Consider the following 14,096-nt stretch of genomic DNA (forward strand, 5'->3'; position numbering starts at 1 on the left):
TCGCCTCACGCCGTGGGCGAATCGAGTTCGCGGCTGTAGAGCGCCAGCACCGCTTCGAACGTCTCGGCGTCGATTTTGTAGCGGCGGTCGGCGTCAGTGTACTTGTTGCAATGCTCGACCAGGACTCGGTAGAGGAAGCGGAACAAGTGCCGCGGGACGCGGAGGCTCTGGAAGACCATCAGCAGCCGCTGGTAGGAGAGCTTTTCGTCGAACAGATCCTTCGGTTCCGGCTCCTGACCCTCGGCGGCGCAGGCGACCATTCGGCTGCGAGCCAAGTCGTAGAGCGCCTCGCCGGTCCAGGCGAACGAAGGGATGACGTTCTGTTTGTCGAGCCTGGCTCGCTCGTGAAATTCGCGATCCTCCCGCTCGACGTCGCGGTACAGCTCCTGGGGCAACATCAGCTTGAGTCCCAGGCCGGGCTGTTTGAGGAGCTTGTTGTCGAGCAGCGGCCACACGAAGCGGCGCATCAACTCTTGCTTGCCGCCGGTCAGATGCGGCTCGTCGACGCGGTCGACCAACACGATCGTGCCGACAAACCCCAGTCGCTCGAGCAGCATCTGAAACTTGTTCAGCAACTCGTAGCGGTCGTCGGTGCGGTCGAAACGCGGGAGCGGTTGGCTGGCCAATTCCTTCGCCGGCAACCGCAGCAGGACTTTACGGAGCGAAGACTGTTCGCGCTTGCCGACCCGCATGTGTTTGCGGACCCCACGGGCCAGCCAGTGGCAGCGGAGCCAGCGGAGCGCGTACGGCAGCGTCCCAATGACGGCCGCTAGCGGCAGCAGCCAAGCGACGGTCGTGCCGCTGATCCGCTGGGAAAAGTAGAGCCAGAGCACGATCGCCGCGGCGGCAATCACCCACACCACGGCCAGCACCAGGTCGAGGTGGACCGTCCAATTCTGGTAGCCGAGCCGCTTGCGGAGTTCACCCCAGCGACCGGTGAAGGTCGAAGCGGTCGATTGATCGTAGCAGCAGGCCAGCATCAGCAGATCGCGGGTGCTGGTCCGCTCCAGGCGATCGACGTCTTCCTTGTGCACCGCGGCCTCCGCTCCAGCCTCGCCCCCCGCTCCAGCCTCGCCCCCCGCTCCGGCATCGCCCCCCGCTCCGGCATTACTGGCGCGCGCATCGAGGATCGAGTCGACCAGCTGGGTGACGCCGAGGCAGAGGATCGAATCCATGTGGTCCCACAGCCGCCACGATTCGAGCACCCGCTCCGGTTTCCGCGCCGCCCGCCGACTCATCCGCTCGCGGAAGTGGTCCAGGAAGGGATTGAAGTCGTCGTAGCGAATCACCCACACCCGGTTTTTGGGATGCTCGCGATTGTAGCGCTTCAGATGGCGGTCGATCTGCAGTCGCATCGCCGTTTTGCCCGAACCCTTGGGGCCGAACACGATCGCCGTGGCCGGCTCGCTCGGGTCGCCGTAGACCTTGTCCCAGACCGGATGGTAGGCGCTTTGGATGCAATGCTCTTTAAAAACCGGGTCGGTCTGAGCATCCTCCTCGGCAAACGGGTTGCGGAGGATGCCGTGGTGTTCGAGCAGGCTTTGGATGTTCATTCGTGGCTGCGGAATCTCAGACTCAGTAGGGATGGGCGCCGACCCAGATATGTAATCAGCCGCCGGGCGCTAGCCCACGGTTCATTCAAAATGCGATATGGAACCGGACGCTAGCGCGTGGCGGCTGATAATGAGAAACTGGGCACCGCCCAGGCCTCCGGACAGTGACCCAGGGCTCAGGCCTTCAGCTCTTGGAGCATCGCCTTGAACGCTTCCCGCTCGGCGTCGACTGCCTTCTGCGGGCCGGTCAGTTTGATGAAGTACTGGCGACCGTTGGGGAGCACGATGATCGCACCGAGCATGCCGTAATTTTCGCGGACGACGGTGCGTCCCCCCGAGAAGGGACCACCTCCCATCGTGTCCTTAAACGATCCGGACAGTTGAACGTAGTGCACGCTCGCCCCGGCAGCTTGGAATTTTTCCACTTTCGCTTCGCTGTCCCCTTCGAACTGGCCCTTCCAGCGGCTGATGTTCGCCTCGACGTCTCCACCGGCGGCCATCATCGTGATCCGCGACGTGGGAACGTCTTCCCCCTCGCCCTGCGGAGCCGCGAATTCGTGCTCGACGATCCGCGACTTCGGCGGCTGCGGCTTCCAGCCTTCGGGCACCGTCAACGTCAAGGCGTCGAAGATTCGAATCGTCTGAGGAGCTTTGGCGTCCGCTTCCTCCGCTCGGGCCGATCCGACCGGGACCGCGGCGAGAAGCAGGCCAGCCAACAGTGCAGCGCAGAAATGACGCATCGGAAATTCCTCGAAAGACAGGGAGCTGGGAAAGGTTTCGCAAACCGGGGACGACCGCCCCGCGGTTGATGAATAATCCATGTCTAGCACATGGCAGCTAAAGTAAAGGCAGCTGAAGTAACGGCAGCTGAAAGGATGGGGCCTCCGAGCAGCGCCAGGACCAGGGCGGCGACCAGCAGCAGGCTGGCGACGATCAGCGTTCCGATCAGCACCGTTCGCTGCCTCTGCTTGCGGCGGCGGCGGGCACCGAGGTAAGTCTCGGCGGCCGAAGCGGGCGAGAGGTCCACCTCGGTGGGCTGCTCACGCACATCGGGCGCCGCAGTGGCCGCTGCAGGTGAGGATAGCGTATCGCCGGAGGAACCGGCTTGGCGACCGGGCGTCCAAGCCGGGCGGCTCGGCGAATCTTTCCCGCCTGGAGCGATCGCCGGACTTGGCTCGGTTTTGACGCTCGGCCCACTCCGAGCCACGGCGGGGGTGTCGCCGAGCACCTCACCGAGCACCTCACCGGCGGCTCGCCATTCGGCCCAGCCGTCGCGCCACAGCAACGCCTCGGCCGTCAGCCTCTGCTCGCCAACCCACTGCCGCACGGTCGGCCCGTCGGCCGGACCGTACTGGCCGCCGGACGCCGGCCGCACGTACCACTGCGCCAGAGGATCGGCCAGCGGATCGAACGGAGGCTGTTCGGTCTCACCGGTCGGCTCGGTCACCGCGGATTCTTCGGCGACGATGCTGGCCGAGTCGCTTTCCTCGCCGGCCCCCTCAGAATCGCGACTGTCTGCTCCCTGGCTGCCTGCTCCCTGGCTTGTTGCTTCGCGGCTGCCTGCTTCATCGGGCCCGACGTCCGCGGCCGCTTCTCCGCTCGGATCGTCCAGGCGGAGCGAGAACTCGCGGTCCTCGGTCGGAATGCGGAAGCGGGCGCCGCAGCGTGGGCATTTGCCCCGTTTGCCGGCCAGCGACTCCTTGATGTTCAGTGGTTTGTTGCACGCGTGGCACGCGAACCGAATCCCCATGGGGCGACCTCCAAAAGCGTCACCGGTATTGTTCGTGACAGGCGCTACAGGATTGACCGATTTGGCCGACCGCCTTCCGCGCTCCCTCGGCGTCGTCGTCGGCCAGCGCGGCGCGGACATCTTGGGCCGCTTGCCGCATGGCGTCGGAGAGCTGACGGTAATCGGGGTCGTCCGCATCCTCCATGCCCTCCTGCTGGAGCACTTCGGCGACCACGGCGACCAGGGCGGCGGCCCGATCGAGTTCCTCTTTCGACTGTTCGACCGTTGCCGCATCGGTCGTTTCGCTCTCGAGCGGTTCGGCCAGCAGTTGTTCGAGATAGTTCATCAGCGGCGAACGGGCTCCGATGAGCGTCCAGTCGATCGCTTCGGCCGGGGCAGCGCGATTCAGCCCCGTGCCACTGACCAGATCCTGCAGGTCGGCCTTCCGCTGCTTGGCTTCGTCAAACGCCTCGTCCGAACCGGCGGTCACATTCTTGGCAGAGCGAGCCAATAAATCTCGCGCGGCCGCCGCATCCTCTTGGAACCGAACCCGTCCCTCGTAGTCGGCGATCACCGCCATCAGCGTCGCCAGGATCGAGAGCGTTTGCCGGACGTCCTGGAATCCGCCGCTGCGAAAACGGCTGGGGGTCGTCACCAGGCCGTCGTATTCGAGCTTCAAACGCTTGACTTCGTCTTCCAAGTGGACCGCCTCGATCAGCGAAGACCAGCCACCGCCGCCCGACGCCCCCCCAGCCGCCGTCGCGGTAGAGCCGCCAGCCGCCGTCGCGGTAGCGCCGCCAGAAGGGCCGGTCGCGGAGTTGGCCGGAGAGCCGCCGCGATTGGCCACAGCCCCGCCGGCTGGCCCGAGCGCCTCGACTCGGGGCCGCTCGCCGCGAAGGGCTTCGCCGATGTCTTCGAAAAAGACACCCCGAAACGCTCCCTCGGGATACTGCGGCGGCCGCGCCCGACGTTGCTGGGCCACGGCCGAAGATGCCGAGGCAAGGGCGATCGCCAACATCAGCGCGAACCTCAGCGCGACCGAGGGACGCCGGAGGTCGGTTCGGGGCAAAGCCATGGATCGAACACCAGAAGAGGAGTGGGTTGCGAGTGACGGTAGACCCCGCCGATTCGCCGCTGGTCCGTGGCGAATCGGGCCCGGTACGCCGAATGCTCTCTGGCCAGCATAGAAGCCGGCTCGGCAGCCGTGCCAGGGCCCCCCTCGCCTTCTCAGTCTACACCGCCACCGCTTATTTGCCGGATCCCGTTTCCGCTGTTCGAGTCGCCCAGCCTTGATTCGCTCATCCACCGCACCGCCCGCTGCCCATCCATCGGCCGCTGCCCATCCAACGCCCGCTGCCCATCCAGCGCCCGCTGCCCATCCAACGGCCGCTGCCCATCCAGCGCCCGCAAGCCAAAAATCGCCCGCTGGTCGGATCTCGCCCGCTGGGGTTCAGCCCCCGCCGCTGCGCCCCACTCCCGCCGAGGCTCTGCAGGCGTTTCGCCGCGTCCGCGAGTTCAGCCGCGTCATCTGCAGCTTCCTGGAGCCCGAGGACTGCGTCGTCCAGTCGATGCCCGAGGCGAGCCCCATTCGCTGGCATCTGGCCCATACGACCTGGTTCTTCGAAACGTTCGTGCTGCGGGAGCTGCAGCCGGACTATCGATCGCCGAACGAGCAGTTCCATTATTTGTTCAATTCCTACTACACGACGCTTGGCGATCCGTTTCCGCGGCCTCGGCGAGGCCTGCTGAGCCGCCCGACAGTCGCCGAGGTGTGGCGGTACCGGCAGCAGGTCGACGAGGCGGTCGAGCGGGAGCTCCAGAGGCTCCAGCAAGATGGGGAACTGCAGCATCGAAGCCCCGCCAGCCGAGAGAGTCGGGCGTGGGAATCGCTCAGCTCCGTGTTCCAGACCGGGCTACAGCATGAGCAGCAGCACCAGGAATTGATGCTGACCGACATCAAGCACGCCTTCAGCTGCAACCCGCTTTACCCGACGTTCGATCCCTCCTCGGCCCGCCCCGGCCAGACGGCGGCCGCAGGGAACCGGGCGGCGGCCGCAGGGAACCGGGGGGCGGCCGCTGTGAGCGACGAGCCGTGGTACGAAGACTCTGGCGGCATCGTCTCGATTGGGCATGCTGGCGAGGCGTTTGCCTACGACAACGAACTGCCGCGGCATTCGGTTTTGCTGCAGCCGTTCCGGCTCGCCCGCACGGTCGTCACCAACGGCCAGTTTTTGGAGTTCATCGAAGCCGGCGGCTATGCGTGTTCGGAGCATTGGCTGGACGCGGGGTGGCAGGTGGTCCAGCAGCAAAAGCTCAGCGGGCCGCTCTACTGGGTTCATCGCGACGGCCAGTGGCTCGAGTTCACCCTCGCCGGGCTGCGTCCGCTGGATCTTGCGGAGCCGGTTTGTCACGTGAGCTTTTTTGAAGCCGACGCCTACGCCCGCTGGCGCGGTTGTCGCTTGCCCAGCGAAGCGGAATGGGAGCACGTGGCGTCGCAGTGGATCGACGAGCCGGCCAGCTACGGGACGTTCGCCGACGACCGCCGGTGGCATCCGCAGGCCCTGCGGGACGTTGCGTCGCTGCAGGCGGGCGACGGTTCTCCCGTCACGACCGGACCACGGGGACTGTTCGGCGACGTCTGGGAATGGACCGCCAGTCCCTATCTCGGCTACCCCGGCTATCGCCCGCCGAGCGGTGCGATCGGCGAATACAACGGCAAATTCATGTGCAACCAGTTCGTCTTGCGAGGCGGCTCGGTCGCGACCAGTCGGGATCATCTGCGAGTGACCTACCGCAATTTCTTTCCCCCCGACGCGAGATGGCAATTCAGCGGAATCCGCTTGGCCGCGGACCCCTGAGCCGACGGCGCTAGCCGGGAGCAATCATCAGCCGCCGGGCGCTAGCCCCCGGTTATCGAAAACGCCGTGAAAACCGGACGCTAGCGCGTGGCGGCTGATTTCCATTTTCCCCCCCTACCCTGCAGAGAAACATTGGCCACCCATTCCTCTCCACCAGTGCTCGATCTGGCTCCGCAGCGATCGACGATGCTTCAGGAGGTGCTCGAGTCGCTCTCGGAGCGGCCCAGGCGGCTGCCGAGCAAGTACTTTTACGATGCCCGCGGCAGCGAGTTGTTCGACGCCATCTGCGAATTGCCGGAGTACTACGTCACTCGCACCGAGCTAAGTCTGATGGAGACGCACGTCGACCAGATGGCTGCCGCGCTGGGACCGCGGGTGTGTCTGGTCGAGATGGGCAGCGGCAGCGGAGTCAAAACGCGGCGGTTGCTCTCGGAACTCGACGCTCCTGCCGCTTACGTTCCAGTCGAGATCGCGCGAGACCATCTCGTCGATTCCGTCGGACGGCTCGGCGAAGAGTTTCCGGAACTGGAGATCTCAGCGGTCTGCGGCGATTTTCTCCAGCCCCTCCGTCTGCCTCCGCTGAGCTCCGAGCCCCGGCGGTACGTCGTCTACTTTCCCGGTTCCACGATCGGCAATCTCACCACCGAGGGAGCCGACGCGTTGCTCAGCCGGTTCAGCGATCTGGTGCGCGAAGCGGGGCGCGAAGCGGCCGCGCGAGTCCCCGGAGGGTTGCTGCTGGGGGTCGATTTGCAGAAAGACGTGGCCGTGCTCGAAGCGGCTTATAACGACGCCGCGGGACTGACTGCTGAGTTCAATCTCAACCTGCTCGCGCACTTGAATCGCCGCCTCGGCACGCAGATTCCGCTCGACGCCTTCGCCCACGAGGCTCCTTACGTGGCGGAGTCCGAGAGGATTGAAATGCGGCTGCGAGCCTTGCGGCGAGTCGAATTCGAACTTGCCGGGCGTCGCTTCGTCGTCGAAGCGGGAGAGCCGCTCGTGACCGAGTACTCGCACAAATACGCGCTCGAGCCGTTCCGCACGCGGCTCGCCGACCGCGGCTGGCAGGTCCGGCAGGTGTGGACCGACCCGCAGCAGTACTTCGCGCTGATTTATGCCGAGGCGAGGTGAGCTGCAAATAAATGGCGCTGCAGTGCGATCGCATTGGCACGCCGCTTGCTTCTTCTGCGGCTATCGAAAGACACCCGTGAGAGTGACTTCTTTGAATTACCACCCAAAGGAAAGAACGATGAAACGCGTGACGACTTTGATTGCTGGCGGTTTGCTGTGTTGTGGTCTGGTTGGCTGCGACGTCGACGTGGCCGACGAAGGGCGGATGCCTGAGGTCGAGGTGCACGAAGGGGAGGCACCCGACGTGGACGTGCATGGCCCGGAAGTGACCACCGGTGAGAAAGAAGTCACCGTGCCGACGCTCGACGTCGACGTGCCGGAAGAGAACGAAAACGAGCCGGCCGAACGGGTCGACTGAGCCAGGACGTCAGCCGTTTTCCGGTCCCCTCTCCCCGGCCTTCTCCCCCAAAGGGAATCGCGAAATTCTTTTGGGGTGAAGGTCGAGGGGTCGCTGCGATTCCCTTTAGGGGAGAGGGGGCAGAAACTACACCGCGGCCGTCATGGCGGTGCCCATCGTGACTCCAGGGGCGGGCAGCTGGCTGCTTCCCTCCAGGAAGATGTCGATCGCTCGGGCGGCTCCGCGGCCTTCGTTGATGGCCCACACCACCAAGCTCTGACCGCGGCGGCAGTCGCCGGCCGCGAAGACTTTGGGGATGTTGGTGGTGAACTCGCCGTGCCGCGCTTCGAAATTGCTCCGCGCGTCGGTCTCCACTCCCAAGGCCTGGGCCAAGTACTGCTCGGGACCGACAAAGCCCATCGCCAGCAGGACGAGCTGTGCGGGAACGATCTTCTCGCTTCCCTCGACCTCTTCCATCTCCCAGCCGCCGTCGTCCTTCTTGTTCCAGCGGACATGGACGGTGCGAATCCCGGCGACGTTGCCGTGGCCGTCATCGACGAAGCTTTTGGAGAGGATTTGGTACTCGCGAGGATCGCGGCCAAATTTCACCGACGCTTCTTCGTGTCCATAGTCGACACGGAACGTCCGCGGCCACTCGGGCCATGGGTTGTCGTCGGCCCGCTCCTCGGGAGGCTTGGGCAGAAGTTCGAAGTTGACCATGCTCCGGCACCCGTGGCGGATGCTGGTCGCGATGCAGTCGGTGCCGGTGTCGCCGCCGCCGATGACGACGACGTCTTTGCCTTCGGCGCTGATGAACTCGCCGTTGAGCGAATCGCCGTGGACCCGCTTGGTGTTCGCCGTCAGGAATTCCATCGCCGGATAAACGCCCCGCAGCTCACGGCCGGGGATCGGCAGGTCGCGCGGTTTGGTGCTGCCGCAGGCTAGCAAGACCGCGTCGTTGGCGGCGAGCAGCTCTTTGGCGTCGACGTTTTCACCCACGTTGGCACCGGTCACAAAGTGGATTCCTTCGGCCCGCAGCTTGTCGACCCGCCGTTCGACCACACGCTTGTCGAGCTTCATGTTGGGAATGCCGTACTGCAGCAGCCCGCCGATGCGGTCGGCCCGTTCGTACACGGTGACCGTGTGGCCGACTTTATTCAGCTGATCTGCGGCGGCCAAGCCCGCGGGACCGGAGCCGATGACGGCGACGTTCTTGCCGGTCCGTTCGGCCGGCGGTTCGGGCTTGATCCAGCCTTCGGCCCAGGCTCGGTCGACGATCGCGTTCTCGATGTTCTTGATCGTCACCGGCGGATTGGTGATCCCCAGCACGCACGCCCCTTCGCAGGGAGCCGGGCAGGCGCGACCGGTGAACTCGGGGAAGTTGTTGGTCTTGTGCAACCGCTCGATCGCTTCTCGCCAGCGGTTGTTGTAGACCAGGTCGTTCCACTCGGGAATCAAGTTGTCGATCGGGCAGCCCGAGTTCGATTGGCAGAACGGAACGCCACAGTCCATGCAGCGGGCGCCCTGTTCGCGGAGCTGCTCTTCACGCGGCTCGGTGTAGATCTCGTCGTAATCGTTGATCCGCACGACCGGCAACCGCCAAGGCACTTTCTTGCGATCAAACTCTTTGAATCCAGTGGGCTTTCCCATGACAGTCGTCTCCGCGTGAGTTGTGTGTTGTCTGCGTTTTGTATTGGTAGGAAGGTCGTCGCATCAGCCGCCTCGCGCGAGCGACCGGTTGCTCAGGGAACCGGTTGCTCAGGGAACCGGTTGCTCAAGGAATTGGGGGCTAGCGCCCGGCGGCTGATGAACGACGAGCGTTAATTCTGGCCGGCGGCGCTGGCCGTGGCTTGACTGGGTTCGAGCTCGGCTGCCATCTCTTGGAGCACTCGCTTGTAGTCGGTCGGCATGACTTTGACGCACTGATCCATGAAGGTCGACCAGTTCTGCAGGGCGTCATCGGCAGCCGCGCTGTCGGTGTACCGCTGATGGTTTTCGATCATCAGCCGCACCTCGGCTTCCTCGACTCCCGGAGCGATCTTCTCCAGCTCGACCGTGGCCAGGTTGCACCGCAGGTTGAATTGCCCTTCGCGGTCCCAGACGTAGGCGATGCCTCCCGACATCCCGGCGGCGAAGTTCCGTCCGGTCCGTCCGAGGATCACCACCCGCCCACCGGTCATGTATTCGCAGCCGTGGTCGCCGACGCCTTCGATCACGGCGTGGGCCCCACTATTGCGAACCGCAAACCGCTCGGCCGCCCGTCCGCGGAAGTAGGCTTCGCCGCCGGTCGCCCCGTACAGGCAGACGTTGCCGACCAGGATGTTGTCCTCGGCGGCAAAGCTGCTCTGGCGCGGCGGGTAGACGATCACGTGACCGCCGGAGAGCCCTTTGCCGACATAGTCGTTGGCATCCCCTTCGAGCTCGATCGTGACGCCGTGGGCCAGGAACGCACCGAGACTTTGGCCGGCCGAACCCTTGAGGCGGAGCCGCACGGTGTCGTCGGGCAATCCGTTCTGGCCATAGCGTTTGGCGATCTCGTGGCTGAGGATCGTGCCGACGGTGCGGTTGATGTTGATCACTGGCAGGTCGATCACCACGGGCGTCTGCGACTCGAGCGCCGGAGCGGCCTTGGGGACGATCTGGGTCAGGTCGAGCGATTGCTCGAGCCCGTGATCCTGCGGCATCAGGCACCGCGTCCCGACTCCATCGTGACGCTTCTCGGCCGGGGCGAGGATCTTGGACAGATCCAGGCCGTCGGTCTTCCAGTGCCGGATCGCCGCGTCGGTCTTCAGCACATCGCTGCGGCCGACCATCTCGTCGATCGAGCGGAAGCCCAAGCGGGCCATGATCCGCCGCGCTTCCTCGGCCACCATGAACAGGTAGTTGACGACGTGTTCCGGTTTGCCGGTGAACTTCTTCCGCAGCTCCGGATCCTGCGTGGCGATCCCGACCGGGCAGGTGTTCAAGTGGCACTTCCGCATCATGATGCAGCCGAGGGCGATCAGCGGCGCGGTCGAGAACCCAAACTCTTCGGCACCGAGCAGCGCGGCGATCACCACGTCGCGACCGGTCTTCAGTCCGCCGTCGGTCTGCAGCGTCACGCGGCTCCGCAGGTCGTTCAGCACCAACACCTGATGCGTCTCGGCCAGCCCCAACTCCCACGGCAAACCGGCGTGCTTGATGCTCGTCAGCGGCGAAGCTCCGGTGCCGCCGGTGTCGCCCGAGATCAAAATGTGGTCGGCGTGCGCCTTGGCCACTCCCGAGGCGGTCACACCCACTCCGACTTCGCTGACCAGCTTGACGCTGATCCGCGCTCCCGGGTTGCTGTTCTTCAAGTCGTGGATCAGCTGCGCCAGGTCCTCGATCGAATAAATATCGTGGTGCGGCGGCGGGCTGATCAGACCCACGCCCGGGGTGCTGTAGCGGATCCGGGCGATGTTGCGGTCGACCTTGCGGCCGGGCAACTCGCCACCTTCACCCGGCTTGGCACCCTGGGAGATCTTGATCTGAATCTCGTCGGCGTTCGTCAGGTACTCGATCGTGACCCCGAACCGTCCGGAGGCGACCTGCTTGATCGCCGAACGCTTCGAGTCGCCGTTGGCCAGCGGGAGGAAGCGGACCGGGTCCTCGCCCCCTTCGCCCGTGTTGCTCTTGCCGCCGAGGCGGTTCATCGCCACGGCGAGCGTCTCGTGCGATTCGGCCGAGATGCTGCCAAAACTCATCGCTCCGGTGCAGAAACGCTTGACGATCTCCTTGGCGCTCTGGACCTCGTCGAGCGGCAGCGCCGGACCGGCAACCCCTTCGTTGAAATCCAACAGCCCGCGGAGCGTACACCGCACGCGGTTGTCTTCATTCATCGTCTGAGCGAACTTCCAGTAGGCGTCCTCGTTGCCCGTCCGTGAGGCGATCTGCAGGCTCGCGATCGCCTGCGGAGCCCAGGCATGCTTCTCCCCTTCGGCCCGCCAGTGGTACTCGCCGACGTTCACCAGCTGGGTCGATTGGTCAGTCTTGTGCGCCGGGTAGCCGAGGGCGTGGCGACGCAGCGTCTCCTCGGCCAGGACGTCGAACGAGACGCCCTGGATGCGGCTGGCGGTGCCCACGAAGCAGAGGTCGATGACCTCGTCGCGAAGCCCGAGCGCCTCGAAGATCTGGGCCCCCTTGTAGCTCTGCAGCGTGCTGATCCCCATCTTGGCCATGACCTTGAGGATCCCCTTGGCGACACCCTTGCGGTAGGCGGCGACGATCTTGTCGTCGTCGAGCGCGGGGTTGTGCAGCAAGCCGTCGATCCGGGCCTGCCAGAGCGCTTCGAGAGCCAGGTAGGGATTGATCGCGTCGGCCCCGTAGCCGATCAGCAAGCAGTGGTGGTGGACTTCGCGGGCTTCGCCGCTCTCGATCACCAGGCCGACCTTGGTCCGCTTGGCTTGCTTGACCAAGTGGTGGTGGACCGCACCGCAAGCCAGCAGCGAGCTGACCGGAACCCGCGTCGCCGAGGTCGCGCGGTCGGAGAGGACGATCAGCTGGATCCCCGCGTCGGCCGCCGCTTCCGCTTCCGCCGCGATCCGCTCGAGCGCCCGCCGCAGCCCCGATTTGCCTTCTTCGCGATCGAACGTGATGTCGATCACCTGGCTCCGCCAACCCTCGTGGTCGATGTGCTTGATCGCCGCCAGCTCCTCGTTGGTCAAGATCGGATGCTCGACCAACAATCGATGGCAGTGCTCGGGCGTTGCGGCGAGCAGATTCTGCTCCGGTCCGATGTAGCACTCGAGCGACATGATCACCTCCTCGCGGATCGAATCGATCGCCGGGTTGGTGACCTGGGCAAACAGTTGCTTGAAGTAGTCGTAGAGCATCCGCGGGTTGTCCGACAGACACGCCAGCGCCGAGTCGTTGCCCATCGAGCCGATCGGGTCGCGGAGCTGTTCGACCAGCGGGATCAGCATGAACGACATCGTCTCGGTCGTGTAGCCGAAAGCCTGCATGCGAGCGAGCAGCGAGTCGGGATCAAAGCCGTGCGATTCGCCTTCGGGATTGAGGTCCGAGAGCCGAATCCGTTGGTCGCGAAGCCAGCGGCCGTACGGCATCCGCTTGGCGAACTCGCTCTTCAGCTCCTCGTCCGGGATCAACCGTCCCTGTTCGAAGTCGACCAAGAACATCCGCCCCGGCTGGAGGCGACCTTTTTCGACGACGATCGCCGGGTCGACCGGCAGCACGCCGACTTCGCTGGCCATGATCACGCGGTCGTCGTTGGTCAGGTAGTAACGGCTCGGACGCAGACCGTTGCGGTCGAGCGTCGCACCGATGTAGTGCCCGTCGGTGAACACGATCGACGCCGGACCGTCCCACGGCTCCATCAAACAGGAGAGGTACTCGTAGAACGCCCGCCGATCTTCGGGCATCGTCTCGTGCTTCTGCCACGCCTCGGGGACCATCATCATCACGGCTTCCTGCAACGTCCGGCCGTTGAGCAGCAGGAATTCGAGGACGTTGTCAAAAGCTCCGGAGTCCGACAGCTCGGGCTCGATCACTGGGAACAGCTTCTCGAGCTCGGCGCCGAACAAATCGCTCTGGGCCGAGCCTTCGCGAGCCCGCATCCAGTTGCGGTTGCCCCGCAGGGTGTTGATCTCGCCGTTGTGGCTCATGAACCGCAGCGGTTGGGCGCGGTCCCATGAGGGGAAGGTGTTGGTCGAGAACCGGCTGTGCACCATCGCCAGGTGCGTCTCGAAGTCGGCGTCCGACAGATCGGGGAAGTAGGGCATGATCTGCGCCGGAGTGAGCATCCCCTTGTAGACGATCACCTTGGTGCTCAGCGAGCAGACGTAGAACATCAGCGCCTGCTTCAGATTCTCCGCATTCCGCAGCTCGTGGCTGGCCTGCTTGCGGATCTGGTACAGCCGTCGCTCAAAGGCGTCCCCCTGGACCCCTTCGGCCGCGATGAACAGCTGCTCGATGAACGGTTCGCTGCGGCGGGCCGTGGGGCCCACGTCGGCGGCGTCGGTTCCCTGCGGAACGTCCCGCCAACCGATCACCCGCTGACCCGCTTCGGCGGCCAGCCGCTCGACGGTCGCTTTGCAGAACGCTCGCTCCTCGGCGTCCTGGGGGAGGAAGATCAGCCCGGCCGCATAATGTCCCGGCTCCGGCAGCTCGACGCCCAAATCCTCGCGGGCGACTTTCTGCAGGAACTTATGGGGCAGCCCGGTCAGAATCCCCGAGCCGTCGCCGCTGTTCGGTTCGCAGCCGCACGCCCCGCGGTGATCCATGTTCTTCAGGATCGTGTCGGCGTCGAGCACCATCTGATGGCTCGGCTGGCCCTTGATGTTGGCGATGAAACCAACACCGCAGGCGTCCTTCTCCAACTCCGGATCGTACAGCCCCTGCTTGGGCGGCAAGTGAAAGTCGGTGCGGGTCAGCTTGTCGGTCATGGGGTTTCTCCGGCGTGGGAGGCTCTTGCGATTGATGTGCGATGTAAGGGGGGTGGAAAATCCGCGCTCCGC

9 protein-coding genes are annotated in these 14,096 nt (G+C 65.0%); 3 read left to right on the forward strand and 6 right to left on the reverse strand.

Annotation, left to right across the window (positions count from 1 at the left end; translation table 11 throughout):
• Nucleotides 1-5: 5 nt before the first annotated feature.
• The 4 genes from GNK13_RS17430 to GNK13_RS17445 all read right to left on the reverse strand — a co-directional run bounded on the left by GNK13_RS17430 (nucleotide 6) and on the right by GNK13_RS17445 (nucleotide 4,357).
• Nucleotides 6-1,553: a hypothetical protein gene (locus tag GNK13_RS17430; RefSeq protein ID WP_164103833.1), complete on the reverse strand. Its 1,548-nt coding sequence runs from the start codon at nucleotides 1,551-1,553 to the stop codon at nucleotides 6-8.
• A gap of 176 nt (nucleotides 1,554-1,729) precedes the next feature.
• On the reverse strand, nucleotides 1,730-2,293 hold the full coding sequence (locus GNK13_RS17435; protein ID WP_164103834.1) for a hypothetical protein: 564 nt from the start codon (nucleotides 2,291-2,293) through the stop codon (nucleotides 1,730-1,732).
• A gap of 83 nt (nucleotides 2,294-2,376) precedes the next feature.
• Complete coding sequence (locus tag GNK13_RS17440; protein ID WP_164103835.1) at nucleotides 2,377-3,303, reverse strand: GYF domain-containing protein; 927 nt, start codon at nucleotides 3,301-3,303, stop codon at nucleotides 2,377-2,379.
• Between the two features lie 19 nt (nucleotides 3,304-3,322).
• Entirely contained in the window at nucleotides 3,323-4,357 is a 1,035-nt protein-coding gene (locus GNK13_RS17445; protein ID WP_164103836.1) for a cytochrome c, read from the reverse strand.
• Between the two features lie 388 nt (nucleotides 4,358-4,745).
• Here GNK13_RS17445 and egtB point away from each other — a divergent pair, with 388 nt between their 5' ends.
• The 3 genes from egtB (at nucleotide 4,746) to GNK13_RS17460 (ending at nucleotide 7,626) form a co-directional block, all read left to right on the forward strand.
• On the forward strand, nucleotides 4,746-6,140 hold the full coding sequence (egtB, locus tag GNK13_RS17450) for an ergothioneine biosynthesis protein EgtB (RefSeq protein WP_390622525.1): 1,395 nt from the start codon (nucleotides 4,746-4,748) through the stop codon (nucleotides 6,138-6,140).
• Nucleotides 6,141-6,272: 132 nt separating this feature from the next.
• Nucleotides 6,273-7,268, forward strand: a complete 996-nt coding sequence (egtD, locus tag GNK13_RS17455; protein WP_203329122.1) for an L-histidine N(alpha)-methyltransferase — start codon at nucleotides 6,273-6,275, stop codon at nucleotides 7,266-7,268.
• A gap of 118 nt (nucleotides 7,269-7,386) precedes the next feature.
• Complete coding sequence (locus GNK13_RS17460; RefSeq protein WP_164103837.1) at nucleotides 7,387-7,626, forward strand: hypothetical protein; 240 nt, start codon at nucleotides 7,387-7,389, stop codon at nucleotides 7,624-7,626.
• Nucleotides 7,627-7,752: 126 nt separating this feature from the next.
• Here GNK13_RS17460 and GNK13_RS17465 read toward each other — a convergent pair whose 3' ends face one another.
• Nucleotides 7,753-9,255, reverse strand: a complete 1,503-nt coding sequence (locus GNK13_RS17465; protein WP_164103838.1) for a glutamate synthase subunit beta — start codon at nucleotides 9,253-9,255, stop codon at nucleotides 7,753-7,755.
• A gap of 170 nt (nucleotides 9,256-9,425) precedes the next feature.
• Nucleotides 9,426-14,024: a glutamate synthase large subunit gene (gene gltB, locus GNK13_RS17470; protein ID WP_390622524.1), complete on the reverse strand. Its 4,599-nt coding sequence runs from the start codon at nucleotides 14,022-14,024 to the stop codon at nucleotides 9,426-9,428.
• Nucleotides 14,025-14,096: the final 72 nt, after the last annotated feature.

The organism is Candidatus Laterigemmans baculatus, assembly GCF_010367455.1.
In the GTDB taxonomy this organism is placed as follows: domain Bacteria; phylum Planctomycetota; class Planctomycetia; order Pirellulales; family Pirellulaceae; genus Laterigemmans; species Laterigemmans baculatus.

Bases quoted from the DNA above. Each gene is read 5' to 3' on its own strand.
- GNK13_RS17460 (WP_164103837.1), top strand. From the start codon at position 7,387: ATGAAACGCGTGACGACTTTGATTGCTGGCGGTTTGCTGTGTTGTGGT.
- gltB (WP_390622524.1), bottom strand. From the start codon at position 14,024: ATGACCGACAAGCTGACCCGCACCGACTTTCACTTGCCGCCCAAGCAG.
- GNK13_RS17440 (WP_164103835.1), bottom strand. From the start codon at position 3,303: ATGGGGATTCGGTTCGCGTGCCACGCGTGCAACAAACCACTGAACATC.
- GNK13_RS17435 (WP_164103834.1), bottom strand. From the start codon at position 2,293: ATGCGTCATTTCTGCGCTGCACTGTTGGCTGGCCTGCTTCTCGCCGCG.
- GNK13_RS17465 (WP_164103838.1), bottom strand. From the start codon at position 9,255: ATGGGAAAGCCCACTGGATTCAAAGAGTTTGATCGCAAGAAAGTGCCT.
- GNK13_RS17430 (WP_164103833.1), bottom strand. From the start codon at position 1,553: ATGAACATCCAAAGCCTGCTCGAACACCACGGCATCCTCCGCAACCCG.
- GNK13_RS17445 (WP_164103836.1), bottom strand. From the start codon at position 4,357: ATGGCTTTGCCCCGAACCGACCTCCGGCGTCCCTCGGTCGCGCTGAGG.